Genomic DNA, 19,638 nt, shown 5'->3' with positions numbered 1-19,638 from the left:
GCTCAAAGTGTTATTAGGTAGATTGAAAATAATTAATAAGAAAATATTTAAGACTAAACATATTATACGAGGGGGAAGAAAGTGAAAACCAAATACCATAGCCTTATAAAACTCGGAATCCCACCCCAGAAAGCATGGGAGTGGGCTAATACTCGTAAAGGACATTGGAGAATAGCCAACAGTTACATTCTTCACAGAACCATTACAAATAAAATTCTCGAAAGAGTAGGCTACAAAGATTTAACCATACTCTTCGAGAAAGCACACTCAAACTACTGAACCGCCGTATACGGAACACATACGGTGGTGTGAGAGGTCGACTATCCAATTAATGGCTAGTCACCTACTCGATTCATTGGCTGGTGCATGAAAACGGTATAAATGTACATTATCAAATTAAATCTCAGTTAACCCTAAATTCATAGAACAATATTTGCTATAATAAACAAATGGAGAATGATATTGGAGGATTATAGACTGTGTACAATACAATGAAAGAATGGAAACATGTATTTAAATTAGATCCGGCGAAAGAGATATCGGATGAGCATTTAGAGCAGTTGTGCGAATCAGGAACAGACGCTATCATTGTTGGTGGAACAGACAATGTAACATTAGACGGTGTGTTGGACTTATTATCGCGAATTAGACGATATACGGTTTCATGTATCCTTGAAATTTCTACGATGGAGGCAATCACACCTGGATTTGATTACTATCTGATTCCAATGGTTATGAACAGTAAAGACAAAAAATGGATGATGGACATTCAACACCAAGCTATTAAACAATATAAAGATATGATGAATTGGGATGAAATTTTCATTGAAGGATATTGTATTTTAAATGAACAAGCAAAGGCTTTTTCACATACGGATAGTTATCTACCGGACGATGATGATGTTATCGCTTATGCCCATATGGCCGAACATGTCTTTCATTTACCAATCTTCTACATGGAGTACAGTGGTACCTATGGCGACGTCAATTTGGTAGAGACAGTGAGCAATGAACTGGAAAATACGTTGCTTTTTTATGGAGGCGGCATTGAACATCGATCCCAAGCAAGAGAAATGAAAGAACATGCAGACGTTATTATTGTTGGTAACAGTATTTATACTAATTTTAAAGATGCATTAAAAACAGTTAAAGCTGTTAAAGATATTGAATAAGGTGGTGGGTGTTGTGAGTCAAACAATGGGTGACTTATTGCAAGGACTAAATAAAGAACAAAAACAGGCGGTTAAACATACAGATGGTCCTCTGCTAATAATGGCAGGAGCAGGCAGTGGGAAAACTCGTGTGCTTACACATCGGATTGCATATTTACTTCGTGAAAAGGACATTGCGCCGAGAAATATCCTCGCGATTACATTTACAAATAAAGCTGCACGAGAAATGAAGGACCGTGTTCATAAGCTGGTTGGAACGAATAGCGATCAGATTTGGGTGTCCACGTTCCACTCGATGTGTGTGCGTATTTTAAGAAGGGATATTGATCGCATCGGATATAATCGCAGTTTCACTATTTTAGACAGCAGTGATCAGTTATCCGTGGTTAAACAAGTGTTGAAAAGCTTAAATATCAATCCGAAAAAATTTGACCCGCGTGCAATGCTAGGACAAATTAGTGCGGCGAAAAATCAATTAATTACGCCAGAGGAATATAACAATAATGTTGGTAATTTTTTTGAACGGCAAGTTGGACAAATTTACGAAGCGTATCAAAAGGTAATCCGGAAAAATCAATCGCTTGATTTTGATGATTTAATCATGCAAACGATCCATTTATTTAAGCGTGTTCCGGAAGTACTGAAATATTACCAGCATAGGTTTCAATATATTCATGTTGATGAATATCAGGATACAAATCATGCCCAGTATTATCTCATCAAGCAATTGGCAAATCGCTATCAAAACCTTTGTGTTGTTGGTGACTCGGATCAGTCTATTTATCGCTGGCGTGGAGCGGATATTGCTAACATTCTTTCTTTTGAAAAAGATTATTCTAGTGCCAAAACGGTTTTCTTAGAACAAAACTATCGTTCCACCAAGTCAATTCTAGAAGCTGCAAACCAAGTGATTGCACGTAACACAGGTCGAAAACCAAAGAATTTATGGACGGAAAATACAGACGGTAAAAAGATAAAATATTACCAGGGAACGACAGAACAAGAAGAGGCGCTTTTTGTAACAGATAAATTGCATCATCTTATAAGTGAAGAAGGATATTCACCGAATGACATTGCAATATTATATCGAACAAATGCTCAATCACGGGCGATTGAGGATAAATTAATGAAATCTACCATAGCTTATCAGATGGTTGGGGGCACGAAATTCTATGAGCGTAAAGAAATAAAGGATATGATCGCATATCTTCGCCTCATTATGAATCCACATGATGATTTAAGCTTTGAACGGATTGTTAACGAACCGAAGCGAGGTATTGGAAAAACATCGATCGATCGATTACGTGCCTATGCAACGGAACATGATATTTCATTTTATGATGCCGTCAAGGAAGTGGATTTCACAGGCGTAACCAAAAAGGCAGCGATGGCTCTTGTTGAATTTGAAACGCTTATTCGTACATTAACACAGCAGCAAGAGTTTTTAACAGCTACAGATATGGTAGAAGCTGTATTAAAGCGGACTGGATATGAAGAGATGCTCAAAAGAGAACAGAGTCTTGAATCACAAAGCCGTTTGGAAAACTTGGAAGAGTTTATGACTGTTACGCAAGATTTTGAGGCAGCAAATGAAGACGATAAAACACTAATGGCTTTTTTGACAGACCTTGCCTTAATCGCAGATATTGATCGTGTGGACGATGAGGTTATGCAAAATGAAGAGAAGGTTACGCTTATGACGTTACATGCTGCAAAAGGGCTAGAATTTCCTATCATCTTTTTAATCGGCATGGAAGAAAATGTTTTCCCGCATAGCCGTTCGATGATGGATGAAGAAGAAATGGAAGAAGAGCGTAGGCTTGCATATGTGGGAATAACAAGAGCTGAACGTGAGCTTTATGTAACGCATGCAAAAATGCGCACATTATACGGAAAAACAAACATGAACCCAATAAGCCGTTTTATTCATGAAATACCGGAAGATCTAATCGAAGGAATGGAGCAAGCGAAAGCGACAACATTTGGCTCATTCGCACAGCCTCAAGAAAAGCCTTCTTTCGCGAAGAAACGAAAAGCGCAGAAAATACAGCAAACAACCGGAGCAGATTCAGAAACATGGATGCCTGGCGATAAGGCAGTGCATAAAAAATGGGGCGTTGGAACAGTTGTAAAGGCTCAAGGAGAAGGAGAATCAATGGAACTGGACATTGCATTTCCAGCACCAACAGGGATAAAGCGGGTACTAGCTAAATTTGCTCCAATTACGAAACAGTAGGAGGCCTTTGTCAAGTGGGAAATCAACAGGTTCAAGATAGGATTAATGCTTTACGTGAAATATTAAATCAATATGGGTATGAGTATTACGTACTTGATAGACCGAGTGTACCTGACGCAGAATATGACCAAAAGCTGCAAGAGCTAAAGAAGTTGGAAAAGGCGCATCCTGAGCTTATTACTTCTGATTCACCAACCCAGCGCGTTGGTGCAGAGCCACTTGATGCATTTCAGAAGGTGCAGCATCATATACCAATGCTTAGTTTAGGAAATGCATTTAATGAAGCGGATTTACGTGATTTTGACCGTCGTGTAACACGTGAGACGGATCAGCCCGTGTCCTATGTTTGTGAGCTGAAAATAGATGGTTTGGCGGTGTCACTGACATATGAAAATGGTAAATTTACCCGAGGTGCAACACGTGGTGATGGGACAACCGGTGAGGATATTACAAGTAATTTAAGAACGATTCGGAGTATCCCACTATCCATTAAGGAAAAAGAAACAATCGAGGTACGTGGAGAAGCATTTATGCCACATCGATCATTTTTAGCGCTGAACAAAGCGAAACAAGCAAATAACGAAGAACCGTTTGCTAATCCCAGAAATGCTGCAGCAGGATCACTACGTCAATTAGACCCAAAAATTGCAGCTACCCGTAACTTGGATACCTTTTTATACGGTGTGGGCGAATGGGAAGCAGGGGCACTAAGTTCGCATAGTGAACGTCTGCACTATTTAAAAGAACTTGGTTTAAAAACAAATCCAGAATGGAAAAAGTGCGCAACAATTGAAGAAGTGATTGAATATGTCAATTACTGGACAAACGAACGACCTCATTTAGACTACGAAATAGATGGGATTGTGGTAAAGGTTGATAATCTAACGCAACAGGAAGAATTAGGTTTTACTGCAAAGACTCCCAGGTGGGCTATTGCTTATAAATTTCCTGCAGAAGAAGCGATAACGAAGCTCCAAGACATTGAATTAAGCGTAGGTCGTACAGGCGTTGTGACACCTACTGCAATCTTAGATTCCGTCAGAATCGCAGGAACAACTGTTCAGCGTGCCTCCTTGCATAATGAAGACTTAATCCATGAACAAGATATCCGGATAGGAGATACTGTTGTCATAAAGAAAGCTGGGGATATCATTCCAAAAGTTGTTCGTGTAGTTAACGAAAAACGAACAGGGGAGGAACAGCAATTCTTCATGCCAAAACACTGTCCGGCCTGCGGCAATGAATTAGTTCGCTTAGATGAAGAGGTTGCATTACGTTGCATTAACCCAAATTGTCCGGCACAGGTGAAAGAAAGCCTCATCCATTTTGTTTCCCGAGACGCAATGAATATAGATGGCTTGGGTGAAAAAGTAATTATACAACTCTTCAGGGAAAATCTAATCCACACCATTGCAGATATTTATCGTCTTGAACGAGAAGAATTACTTCAATTGGAACGAATGGGAGAGAAATCTGTAAGCAATTTATTACGTGCGATTGAGGTATCGAAAGAAAATTCGCTGGAAAAACTTCTTTTCGGATTAGGTATTCGTTTTATTGGAAGTAAAGCAGCAAAAATATTAGCAAGTCATTTCAAAACAATGGGTCGATTGCAGCGTGCAAGCTATGATGAGTTGATTGTGATCGATGAAATTGGTGAAAAAATGGCGGACGCTATTGTGCAGTACTTTTCAGAGGAAAAAGTGATTGCACTCCTGGAAGACCTAAAGGAATTAAACGTCAATATGCAATACAATGGACCTCAGAAATCGAATGAAGGTACTGTTTTTGCAGGGAAGACAATTGTACTAACAGGAAAAATGGAAAAGTTAACCCGCTCTGAGGCAAAAGAAAAGATTGAGGCAATGGGAGGTTCTGTTACAGGTAGTGTAAGCAAAAAAACAGACATCGTTATTGCAGGTGAAGATGCAGGTTCAAAACATAAAAAAGCCCTGGAGTTAGGCATTTCAATATGGAATGAGCAACAACTAATGGAAGCCATTGATATGAAGGAGTAAATAGTCATGAAAAAAATAATCGTCTATCTCATGTGTATCCTTCTTTTATTTTCAGGGTGTGCACCAAATGAGAAAGAAGATGAAGTTGTTAAAAAGGATGAAAAATCATCGAAAAAAACCTCAACAATTGTGCCAAGTTATCAATTATCCAAAGATGATTATAAAATGGTTCTGCCCTTTAGACCGAGTAAAGCACGAGGAGTTATTGTAAATCAAGTAGCAAATCGCCTTGATATTGATGAAGTGGAGAATGGATTAAGGCGTCATTCCAAAGAAGTTTTTGATCCAGATAAATATTACTATGAAGAAGGTCAGTATTTAACAGAGGAAATGGTTTATAATTGGCTCGGGAGAACGCTGACGAAGGATCAACTAAAAAAGGAAGTAAAAGAACAGAAGGAAAATTTGGAAGAGGCCGGAAAAGAAGTAGATGAGGAAAAAATAAAAAAAGACTTACAACAAGGATTAAACCCTTCTATAGAAGATGATTCTGATAAAAACGCGCATCAGGATAACCCGAAATACCTCTCTCATATCGTTGAACAAAATTACTTAAAGAAGAAAGAGGATAATTCCGTTAAATTAGCGGGTATATCAATAGGTCTTTCCATGAAATCTGTCTATCGCTATCAAACCGAGACAGGTGGACCCTATTATTATGAAGACATATCAAAAGAGGAAATGGAAAAGCAAGGGAATAAAATTGCTGAACGTGTGCTCAAACGCCTCAGGAAAATTGACGGGCTGGAAAATGTGCCAATTATGATCTCCTTGTATAGAGAGGCAAAACAAGGTTCTCCAGTTCCAGGGAATTTTGTGGCTAAAACAACTGTTCCAGAAGGAGAAAACTCGATTGGTAAATGGAAGTCTATAAAAGAAGAATACGTTTTATTCCCATCAGATCGTGCAAAAGAAGCGTACTATGATGATGCTGAAATAGTTAGCAGTTTTGGTAAAGATATTGCCGAATATTTTCCTAACTACGTAGGCGTTATTGGTGAAGGTCTATATGTGGATAAAGAATTAAGAAAACTGAGTATTGAGATACCAATCGAATTTAATGGAGAAAGTGAAATTGTCGGTTTTACACAGTATACATTTGGACTCATCAAGGAAATGTTTCCTGATTATTATGATCTTGAGGTTAAAATAACCTCAAGTGATCAAATAGAAAGCGTTATTTATCGGGAGTCTGGAAAAAAAGAACCGATCGTTCATATTTTTCACTAAAATTGGCAAGCATTTGTAATGAAGGCTTTCTGCATACGTGCAGAAAGCCTTCGTTATGCTAAGAAAAGATTCCTTTAAATATGAGATTTAAGTTTTGCGGCCGCTCTGCTAGTCTTCTCATAAAGTACCCATACCAATCTTCGCCAAAAGGTACATACGTACAAAATGCATAACCCTCTTTTACCAGTTGCTTCTGTAAATCAGATCGAAATCCATAAAGCATTTGAAACTCAAACAAGTCTTTCGATATATTGTTTTCTTGCACAAATTCTTTAATATCCTTAATAATATGGTGATCATGCGTTGCTATTGAAGTAAAACTATTATTAAGCAAATGGGTTTTGATTAATTTTAAAAAATTTTTGTCAATAGCATTTTTATCTTGTAATGCTATATCTTCATTTTCTTTATAGGCTCCTTTTACAATTCGTAAACGCACACCTTTGAAGTCCAGAATGTCCTTTTCAGCCTGGTGTAAATAGGATTGAATCACTGTACCCACATTATCAAAATCATTCAATAGCGTTTTTAATATATCCAGTGTTTGCTCGTAATGGGCATAATCTTCCATATCAATATTAATAAAAATATCAAGTTCCTTGGCAACATCCATGATATCCCTCATATTTTCCAAGCAAAAGTTGCGTTCGATGTCCAGTCCAATTTGCGTTAACTTTATAGAAACATGTGAATCTACTTGATTTTCGTTAATGGCATGTAATGTTTTGATAATCTTTTGTTTTGCTTTCAATGCTTCCTCTTTTTGAACGACGAATTCACCTAAGTTATCTAACGTGCAAGCAATGCCTAAATCATTCAGTTTTTGAATGGTCTTCATCGCACTGTCCATATCTGTTCCAGCAACAACCTTCGAGGCACCAAGTCTAAGTCCCCACCGCTTAGCTCCTTTATTTAATAGCCTATTTTGAGATAGCGAAATGAAAAAGTCTCTGGTCAAACTCATGAATATCCCTCCTATTTGGTAAACTTCCTAAACGATCATAAAATGGCCTTATAAAAGCGCTTTCATTTATAGAAAAATAACCCTTTTATCGTATATTATGCAAAAATCGTGCCAATTGTAGCTGGCTCAATTCATAAAGATGGAAATTAAACAAAATTGAATCAATTCCGTATATTGTTTATAATGAAGAAAATGTCTACTTTAAGTACACTTCTGTAAAGTTGTAAACAAAATGAACACAATTTACAGGCAGGAGGGATGAAATGAATACAAAATTAAGCGATGCGATCTATTATTTAACCGCGTTATTGGAAACAAGTTCGGATGCGATTGCGATTGTCAGCTCAAAAAAGGAAGTGATGTTTTGGAATACACATGCAGAGCGGATTTATGGGATTTCTAAAGATGAAATCATCGGAAAAAATATTGAAGATTTCTTTAGAAAGCAAGATTTGAAGTTACTTGAAATATTAGAAACAGAGGAAGCTGTTTGCAATGTTCATCATGAACCCCTCCCTGACAAACATGTATTAATTAATTCTTCTCCTATTTATAATGATCATGGTGGATTAATCGGCGCTATTTCCATTGAAGACGATGTTACCAATGTAGTTAAATTAAATGAAAAATTGTCATCAACAACAATTGAATTACAAAAAGTAAAACAACAAGCAAACATTCAAAATCAAACAGGTCCGTTTTCTGATATCAAAGGTGAAAGCGCTCCCACTAAAAAAGCGAAAGATTTAGCTCTGAAGGTAGCGCGCACAAATGCAACGGTTTTAATACAAGGGGAAAGTGGAGTAGGAAAAGAACTTTTCTCCCAGGGTATTCATGAAGCAAGTTTAAGAAACAACAAACCATTTATCCCCATCAACTGTGGTGCCATTCCTGAGTCACTTTTTGAAAGTGAATTATTTGGTTATGCCAGAGGTGCTTTTACTGGTGCTTCCAAGGAAGGGAAAAAAGGAAAGATTGAGCTTGCGGATGGCGGTACTTTATTTTTAGATGAAATCGGTTCTCTTCCTCTTGACATGCAAGTAAAATTACTGCGTGTACTGCAGGAAAAAGAAGTCTATCCAATAGGAAGCAATAAACCAAGTAACGTGAACGTGCGAATCATAGCTGCAACAAATAGTGATCTAAAAAAGATGGTAAAAGAGGGGAAATTCAGGGATGATTTATACTATCGATTAAGTGTAGTAGTAATCGTTGCCCCGCCTCTGCGTGAACGATTAGGTGATATCCCAATCTTAGTAGATCATTTCATGCAGGAATTTTCCATCAAACATCAAAAGCAGGTTCCGAGGCTTTTAGAAAGTACGCTGCTCATGTTTAAGGATTACAGGTGGCCTGGCAATATCCGCGAATTACGTAACATCGTTGAAAGAATTATATTATTCAATGAAAAAGAGATCATAGCACCACAGGATATTATAGATATTTTCCCAGTAAGCAATACACATGTAGTAAGGAAGGAAAATGTAGGTTTATTGCAACAAGATAAAGCGGCAATGGAAAAGACTAAGATTAAAGAAGCACTTGTTGAAACATATGGCAATAAGAGTGCCGCAGCAAAAATATTAGGGATTTCAAGGGTGAGTTTGTATAAAAAAATGAGAGAATATGAGATTCCAATATAGAAAAATTTAGTTTTAATTAATTGGCATGTTAATTGCATATAGATGGAGGGAATGGCTTTATAGAATATAAAACGATTCGGGAGGTTTTTAACATGGTAGTTTCATATAAGCATGAACCATTTACAGATTTTACTAATCCAGAAAATCATCAGCAATATAAAGATGCTTTAAGTAGAATACGCAGGGTGGATTTAGGAAAAGAGTATCCACTTGTAATAGGTGGTAAGCGCATTTATACTGATGACAAACTAGAATCCTATAACCCCTCGAATATATCACAATTAATTGGAAGGGTTTCCAAGGCGAAAAAAGAACATGTTGATCAGGCAATGGATGCGGCATATGAGGCATTTAAAACATGGAGAGAGTGGACTGCTGAAGAACGAGCAGGAGTACTTTTTAAAACAGCTGCAATTGTTCGGCGCAGAAAACATGAATTCTCTGCCATGATGTCGTATGAAGCTGGAAAGCCATGGGGGCAGTCTGATGCAGATACAGCTGAAGCGATCGACTTTCTTGAATACTACGGCCGGCAAATGATTGAACTTGGCAAAGGAAAGAAAATAAACGAACGGAGCTTTGAAGATAATTCCTATTTTTATCAGCCAATAGGCCCAGGTGTGACGATTCCGCCATGGAACTTTGCGTTCGCTATTGTATGTGGAACGACCGTTGGTCCGATTGTCGCAGGAAATCCCGTACTCCTGAAACCATCGGAAAACACACCGGTTATTGCATACAAATTAATTGAAGTGCTTGAAGAGGCTGGTCTTCCAAAAGGAGTAATCAACTTTCTGCCGGGAGATCCAGGAGAGATTGGTGACTACTTAGTTGATCACCCGCGTACCCATTTTATTAACTTTACTGGCTCAAGAGATACTGGTACACGAATAATTGAACGGGCAGCAGTAGTTCAGGAAGGTCAAAATTTCCTCAAACGTGTCGTTGCTGAAATGGGTGGAAAAGATACGATTATCGTTGATGATGATGCAGATCTTGACTTAGCTGCTGAATCGATTGCTAATTCTGCATTTGCTTTTCAAGGTCAAAAATGTTCCGCATGTTCAAGGGCTATTATTCATGAAGATGTGTATGATGAGGTGTTGAAAAAGACTGTTGCTTATGCTGAGAAAATGACAGTTGGGGATGTTGCAACCGAGGATTATTTTCTTGGCGGTGTCATCAATCAGAAGCAATTCGACAAAATCAAAAATTATATTGAAATCGGAAAAAAGGAAGGCGAACTCGTATTTGGAGGAGATCCAGATGATTCTAAAGGATATTATATCTATCCGACAATATTTGAAAATGTTGACCCTGAGGCAACCATTATGCAAGAAGAAATCTTCGGCCCTGTTGTCGGATTTGCAAAAGCCAAAAACTTCGACGCATTGCTGGAAATTGCCAACAACACGAACTATGGCTTGACAGGGGCTGTCATTTCCAATAATCGAGCACATCTAAATAAGGCAAGGTATGCGTTTCATGTTGGGAATTTGTATTTCAACCGTGGATGTACAGCAGCAATCGTCGGCTATCATCCATTCGGCGGGTTTAAAATGTCCGGGACAAACGCTAAAGCAGGCGGACCAGATTACCTGTTGAATTTCCTTGAAGCAAAAACCGTTTCAGAAATATTGTAAATTTTTGGGAGGACAGTCCCTCACCGTTTTAAAGCGGTGAGGGACTGTCCCTGTTTATTTTCCCAAAAAATTTTTCTGATTAGTTGCCTAGAACAGTCTAATTCTGCTATTATCAATAGTGCCTGAAAGTATTTTTTACTTTCTAAAAAAGGTATAATAGATAAGTCATTAGGAAATAAATGAACTATTTGAGAAACATCTTTTAAGATACTATAAATGAGGCTTTTCAAAATAGATGGAGGTGTGGAAGTGATGGCAGAGATTACGAAAGAGCAAGTAGAACGTACAGCCGATTTGATAAGACTTACGATTTCAGAGGAAGAAACAGAGCTTTTAACAAGTCAATTAAATGAATTTATGAAATATGCAGATCAATTAAATGAATTAGATACAGAAAATGTTAAACCAACCACACATGGAAATGATGTCAAAGATGTCATGCGCAAAGATGAGCCGACAAAATGGATAACACAAGAAGAAGCATTAAAAAATGCTCCTGATCAAGATAGTGGACAAGTTCGAGTACCATCAATTTTAGAGTAAGGAGGGAAAACAATGTCATTATTTGATCATAGTATTAAAGAATTAGAAGAGAAGTTACATAATAAGGAAATTACTGTTCAGGACTTGGTTGATACTTCCTATAATCGTATTAAAGAGGTTGATGATCAAATACAAGCGTTTTTAACGCTAAATGAAGAGAATGCACAAGTGCAAGCAAAGGAACTCGACACTGATGCAGATAAATCAAAGCGTCTATTCGGAATTCCAAACGGTATGAAAGATAATATTATGACCAAAAATTTACGAACTACTGCAGGAAGTCAAATGTTAAAAAACTTCGATGAGCCGTTATTTAATGCGACTGTTGTTGAAAAATTAAATGAAGAAAAAGCAGTTATAATAGGAAAGTTAAACATGGATGAATTTGCCATGGGATCTTCAAACGAAAAATCAAGCTTCCAAACAACGCGCAATCCATGGAATACGGATTATGTACCTGGTGGGTCAAGCGGAGGTCCAGCTGCAGCAGTAGCATCTGGTCAAATTAAATTTGCTTTAGGGTCTGATACAGGCGGATCGATACGCCAGCCAGCAGCATTTTGTGGTGTCGTTGGGATGAAACCTACATATGGACTTGTGTCACGCTTCGGTTTAGTTGCGTTCGCATCATCCATGGATCAAATCGGCCCAATTACCAATACAGTCGAAGATAATGCACGTGTACTCGAAGTGATTGCCGGGTCCGATAAAATGGACATGACTACGGTGAATAAAGATGTGCCAGCGTATACAGAAAAATTAGCAGATGGTATAAAAGGTCTGAAAATTGCTGTTCCAAAGGAATACTTGGGTGAAGGTGTCGCGCCGGAAGTGAAAAATGCGGTTATGGACGCATTGAAGGTATACGAATCACTTGGAGCAACATGGGAAGAAGTATCCCTACCACATTCAAAATATGCAGTAGCTGCGTATTACTTGCTATCTTCTGCAGAAGGATCTACAGCACTAGCACGTTATGACGGAGTTCGCTACGGAGAGCGTTCAAAAAATGCAGATAATATGATCGATATGTACAAGCTATCCCGAAGTGAAGGTTTTGGTGAAGAAGTAAAACGCCGTATTATGCTTGGTTCCATTACACTTAGTGCTGGTTATCATGACACCCACTTTCAAAAAGCCCAAAAGGTACGAACATTAATTAAAAGAGACTTTGAGGATATTTTTGAAAACTATGATGTAATCATTGGACCAACAACGCCAACGCCAGCATTTAAACTTGGTGAAAAAACAGAAAACCCGCTAACGATGTATATGAATGATGTGCTAACCATTCCAGTTAACTTGGCAGGAGTACCTGGTATTTCCCTGCCATGTGGTTTTTCAGAAGAAGGGCTTCCACTTGGTCTGCAAATTATCGGGAAGCACTTTGATGAGAGCACCGTTTATCGCGCAGCACATGCTTATGAGCAAGCTACAGATCACCATACAAAACGTCCGGAACTTGGAGGTGAAAAGGAATGAATTTTGAAACAGTCATAGGTCTTGAAGTACACGTTGAACTTAAAACGAAGTCAAAAGTATTCAGTCCAAGTCCAAATGCGTTTGGTGATGAACCGAACGTTAACATGAACCCGATTGATTTAGCATATCCGGGAACACTTCCTTTAATAAACGAGGAAGCTGTTAACTACGCAATAAAAGCAGCAATGGCACTGAACTGTGAGATTGCAACAGATACAAATTTTGACCGTAAAAACTATTATTATCCAGATATGCCGAAAGCTTATCAAATCTCTCAAGATGATAAACCAATTGGCCAGCACGGCTGGATTGACATAGAAGTAAATGGAAAACAAAAGCGTATCGGCATTACTCGTATCCATCTGGAGGAAGATGCAGGGAAATTAACACATGGTGATGATGGTTATTCATTAGTTGATTTTAATCGCCAAGGTACACCATTGATTGAAATTGTTTCAGAACCAGATATCAGTTCTCCTGCTGAGGCATATGCATACCTGGATAAACTGAAGAACATTATCCAATATACAGGTGTTTCAGACTGTAAAATGGAAGAAGGATCCCTTCGTTGTGATGCAAATATCTCTTTACGGCCAATTGGTCAAGAAGAATATGGCACGAAAACGGAATTAAAAAACTTGAACTCTTTTGCTTTTGTAGAAAAAGGGCTGGAATTTGAAGAAAAACGACAAGAGAAAGTGCTATTAGCTGGTGAGGAAAACTTTCTACAAACACGTCGTTATGATGAAAAAACGAAAGAGACGTTCTTAATGCGCTATAAAGATGTTGCAAATGATTACCGCGTTTTTCCGGATCCGGATATTGTGCCATTATACATTGATGATGCATGGAAAGAACGCATCCGCAGTCAAATCCCAGAGCTTCCGGATGCACGTAAGAAAAGGTACATGGAAGATTTTGGATTATCCGAATATGACGCAAATGTATTAACTGGTTCCAAACAAATGGCTGACTTCTTTGAAGAAACCGTTGAAGCTGGAGCAGATAAAAAACAAGCATCAAACTGGTTAATGGGCGATATTTCAGGTTACATGAATAAACACACAAAAGAGTTACATGATTTAGCTATTACTCCAGAATCGCTGGCAAAAATGATACAACTTATTGAAGACGGGACGATTTCATCTAAAATTGCAAAAAAGGTATTTGCTGAATTAGTAGAAACAGGCGGCGATCCTGAGAAAATAGTGAAGGATAAAGGTCTCGTTCAAATTTCTGATGAAGGACAATTAAAGGAAATTATTACAGAAGTCTTAGATGCCAATGAACAATCCGTTTCTGATTATAAGAATGGTAAAGGCCGTGCATTAGGATTCTTAGTAGGACAAGTTATGAAAGCAACCAAAGGACAAGCAAACCCGCCAATGGTTAATAAAATCCTTAAAGAAGAAATAGAAAAAAGGTAATATTCATAACAAGTTTGAAGATATAAGGCTACTACTGCATCAGGTAGTAGCCTTCATATTGAATAATAGAACTCCGCTTTTCAATAGTATGAAACGGGCTATGATAGTCTTTGTGTGGAGTCATCTATGAGTAGTATCTACAACAAACGACCCTGAAGTAGTTCTTGAAGAAGTGGGGAGGGAATAAGATGAAAAAAGCACGAATTATTTACAACCCAACATCTGGACGGGAAATATTTAAAAAAGATTTGGCGAATGTATTAGAACGATTCGAGGTAGCCGGCTATGTAACGTCCACACACGCAACAACAAGTGAAGGTGATGCAATTGAAGCAGCTAAGTGGGCTGCAGAATGTCGCTATGATCTGGTGGTTGCTGCTGGTGGTGATGGAACAATTAATGAAGTCATCAATGGAATCGCAGGACAAGATGTTAGACCAAAGCTTGGTATTATTCCAGTAGGTACAACGAATGACTTCGCGAGAGCGCTGCTCATACCTCGGGATATAAAAAAAGCTGTTGATATTATTGTTGAAGGACAGTCTATGCCTCTTGATATAGGTAAAGTAAACGAACACTATTTTATGAACATAGCAGGCGGAGGTAAACTTACAGAGTTAACTTATGAAGTACCGAGCAAATTAAAAACAATGCTCGGACAGCTTGCTTACTATATAAAGGGAATCGAGATGTTGCCATCTTTAAAACCAACTGAAGTGAGAATTGAATATGATGACAACATTATTAATGAAGATATCATGTTATTTTTAGTGTCAAACACAAACTCTGTCGGAGGTTTCGAAAAACTAGCTCCAGATGCAAAATTTGATGATGGCTACTTTGATTTAATCATTTTGCGCAAAACAAATCTGGCTGAATTTATTCGTATTGCTACATTAGCACTTAGAGGTGCCCATTTAGATGATAAAAGTGTTATTTATGCTCAGGCAAAGAGAGTAAGAGTAACACCTAAAGATAAAATGCAATTAAACATTGATGGTGAATTCGGTGGTATGCTACCAGGAGAATTTAAAAATCTCAGACAGCACATTGAATTTTGTGTACCGGATATTTTTATAAATAAGGAAGATAGCTGAACGTGAGGCTATCTTTTTTGTGTGTACATGCGTATATCCCAAGAATTATGGTAAGATAATACCATATACATAAGTCGAAAAGGAAGATAAAAATGGCTAAGCAAACAGCACCTGTAAAAAAGAATGAAACAATCACACTCACATTTGAGGATCTTACACACGAAGGAAACGGTGTTGGCAAGATAAATGGCTATCCACTTTTTGTCCCCTATGCTTTACCAGGTGAAGCTGCATCTGTCAAAGTGGTAAAGGTGAATAAAAACTTTGCTTTTGGCAAATTGCTTAAAGTCCACAAGCCAAGCCCAGATCGCGTAAAAGCGCCGTGCAATGTATATCATAAATGCGGGGGCTGCCAACTACAGCATATGAGTTATGATATGCAGCTAAAAATGAAACGAGATCAAGTCAAAAACGTTATGCGCAAAATCGCTCATCTTGATCATATCCCCGTTCACCCGGTCATCGGTATGGAAGATCCATGGAGATATCGTAATAAAGTATCCATACCTGTTGGCGAGAAAGACGGAGAACTGATTACCGGATTTTATCAAAAGCGAAGCCATCGCATTATTGAGGATATGGAAACCTGTGTTGTCCAAGACGAGGTGAATGACCGATCAATTGAAGCGGTTCGCCGTATTGCAAGCAGTCTTGGAATTAAAGCATATGATGAAAAAACGCATCGTGGTGTATTACGGCACGTCATGGTCAGAACAGGACAAAAAACCAATGAAACGATGATAGTCTTAGTAACACGTACACAAGAACTTCCGCATAAGAAGGAATTGATCAAGGAACTTACAGAGACATATCCGCACGTGAAATCCATTATCCAAAATATTAATGACGAACGCACCAATGTTATTTTGGGCAAGAAAGTGAAACTCCTATGGGGAGAAGAGTATATTTACGACATGATAGGCGATATTAAATTTGCAATATCTGCAAAATCATTTTATCAGGTAAATCCTCCGCAAACAGAAAAACTTTATAAGCAAGCATTGGAGTATGCCAATATAGATCACAATGATGTCGTTATTGATGCATATTGTGGGATTGGAACCATTTCTCTATTTCTGGCACAAAAAGCGAAGAAAGTATACGGTGTAGAAGTCGTTCCTGAAGCTATTAGCGATGCAAAGAAAAATGCAAAAATAAACGGCATCACAAACGCAGCGTTTTATGTTGGCGAAGCAGAAAAAGTGATGCCCTGGTGGACAGCACAAGGGTTAAAACCAGATGTGATCGTTGTTGACCCACCACGAAAAGGTTGTGATGAGGAATTATTAAAGGCAATGATAAACATGATGCCGAAGCGAATCGTTTATGTATCCTGTAATCCATCCACACTAGCACGCGACTTACGCATCCTGGAAGATGGCGGATATGCTACACAAGAAGTGCAGCCGGTGGATATGTTCCCGCAGACAGGGCATGTGGAGTGCTGTTCACTACTCGTAAGGAAAGTGTCTAATTAAAACATAAATCTCTCATTTAAAATAAACATTACCGACTCACACCCCAATTTCGTTAAAATAAACATTTCCGATTTTGGGGTCTGAACCAATAATCTCTCGGGTTTTCTTCAATAGGAACCCGGGATTTTTTATGCTTTTTTCAATACAATTCAAAATCTTTTCATAGTTTATAACCCTGTTCTGGTTCAATATGGTTCGATCTTCTAGCTTCTTCTTTGTTCTCTTCTCTCCAATATTCTCCCTTCTGTTATTTGAGAGAACTTTATTTTAAAATCGAAAAAAAGGTGAAAAAATAGCAGGAAAATAGGTGAAAAAACGTGCATTTTTGATGCGAAAAAGTGGAAAAATAGGGATTCTGTAGGTAAACTTTATTTTAATCTGGACGGTGGAATGCGGGTTTGAGGGGGAGGATTTGGGGGATGTTTATTTTGGTGGTACAACTCCGAAGAATTAGCCAAAAAGATTATTGAAGCGTATCAGCCAGAATCAGTTGAAGATATGCAAAATGCACTGAAAGAGATATTTGGGCCGATGTTCGAATCCATGCTCAAGGAGGAAATCAATACGCATTTGGGCTATCAGTCCAACAAAAAAAGAAAAAACAACTGGAAACAGAAGGAAAGGTTACGGACAAAAGACTGTTAAGGCAAGCATAAGTGGATGCAGATCTTCGATGAAATCAAGGCCAGAGGCGTTGAGTATGTGCCAAGCAAAGATTATAAATCGTTCACCAAAGCGTTAAAGAAAGTATACAGTGCACCAAGCCTGAAGGCATGCCAGAGTGCCTTTGACTCCTTTAAGCAGCAATGGACTGCCTATCCAGGTGCCATAGATGTATGGGCAAGAAATTTTAGTCATGTCGAACAGTTATACGATTACGGAAGCTCCATTCGCAAAATAATGTACACAACAAATGCGGTGGAAAGCATCCATTCAAGCTTCAGAAAGGTAACGAAAAAAGGAGCCTTCCCTAACGAGAACGCTCTTCTAAAAGTATTGTTTTTACGGGTGCAAGAACTCGAAAATAAATGGGAAGGTGGCCATATCCAAAACTGGGCGATGGTGATGAACCAGCTGCTCGTTCATGACCGCTTGAAAGATCGTGTGTTAAAGTATTTAGAATAACTTACACACTTTAGTTGACAAGCCCGATAGCCATTATTTTTTCAGTTGTGTTGGGGTTGTGTCGAGTTTGTGCATACCCAGATCAAAAATAGCTTTAAGAAAAAACAACGATAAAAGCGTAATATAGCGCAAAACAAAAGTGCGCGATAACCTTTATTTTAGAGTTATTGCGCACTTTTTACCTCACTTAAATCTTTTCAGCTGTTCAAAGTTGAATGCCAATTTCGGGCGACCATCATCATTTTTAAAAACTCTTCACTTTTTAGCCTAAATAAACCCGGCTGATCACTTCTTTTTATATAAAAGGATTGCCTTAATGGCAATCCCCGCCTTTAGGATGTTTTATTATTCCGCAATTGCGCCTCGTTAATTTAATAACTATTCTTTTTTATCTCGTAACGTATAAGCAAAGTAGCAAGAAATGTTAAAATAGATAAAGCTGTTGTAACACCGATTAGACCCCAATTTATTTCTCCATTTCGGATTGTACTCACAATTATGATCCCTGTAAGTAAGCCTGCAATTACATAAATAAATGCTTTTGATATATTAATCAAGTTGTCACCTCCTTAAATTCTGCAACTAAATGGTCCGTTTGCGGTATAAATAACATACAAATTAATCGCTTTATTTCTTCTAGGAATTGCTTCACCCTAATCTAAAATCATTCAATGATTCATTGATCTCGTCTTGCCGAATGCCGATATAACGGCGTGTGATACTCGGGGCCGCATGATTAAAAATCTCTTGAAGAATGGCCACGTCTTTAAATTGTTTATAGTGATGGTACCCGAATGTTTTGCGCATGGTATGCGTTCCTACATCATCACGGCCCATAAAATCAGCTGCATCATCCAAAATGCGATAGACTTGCGTTGTTGTGATGGGGCTTGTTCCTTTCTGACTTTGAAATAGGAATTCATCGGGGCGCTTACCTTCTGTAAAGCGCTCGATTTCCTTCTGCAGCATCCCTACATTAATTTCACGCTTTTTATTCGTTTTTCCTTCCCGAATGGAAAACACGTCCTTATTTTTCACGTCGCCGACTTTCAGTTGTACCAAATCATTTACCCGGAGACCGGTATTGATCCCGATCAGAAAGATCAATACATCTCTTTCGGCCAGTTCCGGGCGTTTCGGTACGCCTTTATTGCCACGTTTGATGCCACTTTCATTTCTTCAATTTCTTCCCGAGTCCGCAGTGGCTGCACATTGTATATTTCAGTTGATTCTGTCATATGAATCCCTTCTTTTCTATGTACTAATACAACAAATTATATAATATAATCATACTGGATAGGCTACACTTAATTAGACAGATTCGTTAAGGTCATATAAACTTGGTTCAAGAAAAGTCGGAGGAGAATCAAAAATGGCCAACAAAAGAAAACGAAGAACCTTCTCAAAAGAATTTAAAGAACAAATTGTTAAGCTTCATGCTTCCGGAAAACCTAGGAGCGAAATTATCAAAGAATACGAGCTAACGTCTTCTGCCTTTGATAAGTGGATTCGCCAACACAAGGATTCTGGATCGTTTGAAGAAAAGGACAATCGAACTCCTGAACAGGAAGAATTAATCA

General features: G+C 38.2%; 16 protein-coding genes and 1 pseudogene. 13 read left to right on the top strand and 4 right to left on the bottom strand.

Translation table 11 applies throughout. The features are described from left to right. The first annotated feature begins 491 nt into the window (after positions 1–491). From GZ63_RS0105775 to GZ63_RS0105760, 4 genes are read left to right on the top strand one after another with little or no spacing between them, the layout of a single operon-like run. The gene (locus GZ63_RS0105775; RefSeq protein ID WP_038220997.1) at positions 492–1,172 is read left to right on the top strand and encodes a heptaprenylglyceryl phosphate synthase; all 681 of its coding nucleotides are present in this window, start codon (positions 492–494) and stop codon (positions 1,170–1,172) included. A gap of 13 nt (positions 1,173–1,185) precedes the next feature. Beyond that, on the top strand, positions 1,186–3,408 hold the full coding sequence (gene pcrA / locus GZ63_RS0105770) for a DNA helicase PcrA (protein ID WP_029267753.1): 2,223 nt from the start codon (positions 1,186–1,188) through the stop codon (positions 3,406–3,408). Positions 3,409–3,422: 14 nt separating this feature from the next. Next, positions 3,423–5,426 (top strand): NAD-dependent DNA ligase LigA, encoded by a 2,004-nt coding sequence (gene ligA, locus GZ63_RS0105765; RefSeq protein WP_029267751.1) that lies wholly within the window; start codon positions 3,423–3,425, stop codon positions 5,424–5,426. A gap of 6 nt (positions 5,427–5,432) precedes the next feature. Beyond that, complete coding sequence (locus tag GZ63_RS0105760) at positions 5,433–6,656, top strand: CamS family sex pheromone protein (RefSeq protein ID WP_029267749.1); 1,224 nt, start codon at positions 5,433–5,435, stop codon at positions 6,654–6,656. A gap of 58 nt (positions 6,657–6,714) precedes the next feature. On the opposite strand, the gene GZ63_RS0105755 is transcribed toward GZ63_RS0105760, so the two are convergent. Then, positions 6,715–7,620 carry a proline dehydrogenase family protein gene (locus GZ63_RS0105755; RefSeq protein ID WP_029267747.1) on the bottom strand — a complete coding sequence of 302 codons (906 nt, stop codon included), beginning with the start codon at positions 7,618–7,620 and terminating at the stop codon, positions 6,715–6,717. A 263-nt stretch (positions 7,621–7,883) separates the two neighbouring features. Between GZ63_RS0105755 and GZ63_RS0105750 the strand changes: the two genes are divergently transcribed. From GZ63_RS0105750 to GZ63_RS16445, 8 genes and pseudogenes are all read left to right on the top strand, one after another. Continuing rightward, positions 7,884–9,263 carry a sigma-54 interaction domain-containing protein gene (locus tag GZ63_RS0105750; RefSeq protein ID WP_051681405.1) on the top strand — a complete coding sequence of 460 codons (1,380 nt, stop codon included), beginning with the start codon at positions 7,884–7,886 and terminating at the stop codon, positions 9,261–9,263. Positions 9,264–9,355: 92 nt separating this feature from the next. Next, entirely contained in the window at positions 9,356–10,906 is a 1,551-nt protein-coding gene (gene pruA, locus GZ63_RS0105745; protein WP_029267743.1) for an L-glutamate gamma-semialdehyde dehydrogenase, read from the top strand. 252 nt (positions 10,907–11,158) lie between these two features. Beyond that, complete coding sequence (gene gatC, locus GZ63_RS0105740; RefSeq protein WP_029267741.1) at positions 11,159–11,449, top strand: Asp-tRNA(Asn)/Glu-tRNA(Gln) amidotransferase subunit GatC; 291 nt, start codon at positions 11,159–11,161, stop codon at positions 11,447–11,449. Between the two features lie 12 nt (positions 11,450–11,461). Continuing rightward, positions 11,462–12,931: an Asp-tRNA(Asn)/Glu-tRNA(Gln) amidotransferase subunit GatA gene (gene gatA, locus GZ63_RS0105735; RefSeq protein WP_029267739.1), complete on the top strand. Its 1,470-nt coding sequence runs from the start codon at positions 11,462–11,464 to the stop codon at positions 12,929–12,931. Next, positions 12,928–14,358, top strand: a complete 1,431-nt coding sequence (gatB, locus tag GZ63_RS0105730; RefSeq protein WP_029267736.1) for an Asp-tRNA(Asn)/Glu-tRNA(Gln) amidotransferase subunit GatB — start codon at positions 12,928–12,930, stop codon at positions 14,356–14,358. The genes gatA and gatB overlap by 4 nt, the downstream gene beginning before the upstream one ends. Positions 14,359–14,546: 188 nt before the next feature. Beyond that, positions 14,547–15,455 carry a diacylglycerol kinase gene (locus GZ63_RS0105725; protein WP_029267734.1) on the top strand — a complete coding sequence of 303 codons (909 nt, stop codon included), beginning with the start codon at positions 14,547–14,549 and terminating at the stop codon, positions 15,453–15,455. 92 nt (positions 15,456–15,547) lie between these two features. Beyond that, positions 15,548–16,933 carry a 23S rRNA (uracil(1939)-C(5))-methyltransferase RlmD gene (gene rlmD, locus GZ63_RS0105720; RefSeq protein WP_029267731.1) on the top strand — a complete coding sequence of 462 codons (1,386 nt, stop codon included), beginning with the start codon at positions 15,548–15,550 and terminating at the stop codon, positions 16,931–16,933. 462 nt (positions 16,934–17,395) lie between these two features. Further along, positions 17,396–18,058: pseudogene (locus GZ63_RS16445) on the top strand (transposase). A gap of 371 nt (positions 18,059–18,429) precedes the next feature. On the opposite strand, the gene GZ63_RS0105710 reads toward GZ63_RS16445, so the two are convergent. From GZ63_RS0105710 to GZ63_RS18595, 3 genes are all read right to left on the bottom strand, one after another. Beyond that, a complete protein-coding gene (locus GZ63_RS0105710) occupies positions 18,430–18,615 on the bottom strand; it encodes a hypothetical protein (RefSeq protein ID WP_029267729.1) in 186 nt (61 codons plus the stop codon). A gap of 91 nt (positions 18,616–18,706) precedes the next feature. Beyond that, positions 18,707–19,165 carry a tyrosine-type recombinase/integrase gene (locus GZ63_RS16440; RefSeq protein ID WP_264175925.1) on the bottom strand — a complete coding sequence of 153 codons (459 nt, stop codon included), beginning with the start codon at positions 19,163–19,165 and terminating at the stop codon, positions 18,707–18,709. Beyond that, positions 19,162–19,296 (bottom strand): hypothetical protein, encoded by a 135-nt coding sequence (locus GZ63_RS18595; RefSeq protein ID WP_264175924.1) that lies wholly within the window; start codon positions 19,294–19,296, stop codon positions 19,162–19,164. Before GZ63_RS18595 ends, GZ63_RS16440 begins: the two co-directional genes overlap by 4 nt. A 134-nt stretch (positions 19,297–19,430) precedes the next feature. Between GZ63_RS18595 and GZ63_RS0105700 the strand changes: the two genes are divergently transcribed. Continuing rightward, a partial coding sequence (locus tag GZ63_RS0105700; RefSeq protein ID WP_029267727.1) for a transposase occupies positions 19,431–19,638 on the top strand: 208 nt, incomplete at its 3' end.

This window comes from Virgibacillus alimentarius (genome assembly GCF_000709085.1).
In the GTDB taxonomy this organism is placed as follows: domain Bacteria; phylum Bacillota; class Bacilli; order Bacillales; family Amphibacillaceae; genus Virgibacillus_B; species Virgibacillus_B alimentarius.
This window is presented reverse-complemented; position numbering and strand designations above follow the sequence as displayed.

Bases quoted from the DNA above. Each gene is read 5' to 3' on its own strand.
- GZ63_RS0105775 (WP_038220997.1), top strand. From the start codon at position 492: ATGAAAGAATGGAAACATGTATTTAAATTAGATCCGGCGAAAGAGATA.
- GZ63_RS0105760 (WP_029267749.1), top strand. From the start codon at position 5,433: ATGAAAAAAATAATCGTCTATCTCATGTGTATCCTTCTTTTATTTTCA.
- GZ63_RS0105755 (WP_029267747.1), bottom strand. From the start codon at position 7,620: ATGAGTTTGACCAGAGACTTTTTCATTTCGCTATCTCAAAATAGGCTA.
- GZ63_RS0105750 (WP_051681405.1), top strand. From the start codon at position 7,884: ATGAATACAAAATTAAGCGATGCGATCTATTATTTAACCGCGTTATTG.
- pruA (WP_029267743.1), top strand. From the start codon at position 9,356: ATGGTAGTTTCATATAAGCATGAACCATTTACAGATTTTACTAATCCA.
- gatC (WP_029267741.1), top strand. From the start codon at position 11,159: ATGGCAGAGATTACGAAAGAGCAAGTAGAACGTACAGCCGATTTGATA.
- gatA (WP_029267739.1), top strand. From the start codon at position 11,462: ATGTCATTATTTGATCATAGTATTAAAGAATTAGAAGAGAAGTTACAT.
- gatB (WP_029267736.1), top strand. From the start codon at position 12,928: ATGAATTTTGAAACAGTCATAGGTCTTGAAGTACACGTTGAACTTAAA.
- GZ63_RS0105725 (WP_029267734.1), top strand. From the start codon at position 14,547: ATGAAAAAAGCACGAATTATTTACAACCCAACATCTGGACGGGAAATA.
- rlmD (WP_029267731.1), top strand. From the start codon at position 15,548: ATGGCTAAGCAAACAGCACCTGTAAAAAAGAATGAAACAATCACACTC.
- GZ63_RS18595 (WP_264175924.1), bottom strand. From the start codon at position 19,296: ATGACAGAATCAACTGAAATATACAATGTGCAGCCACTGCGGACTCGG.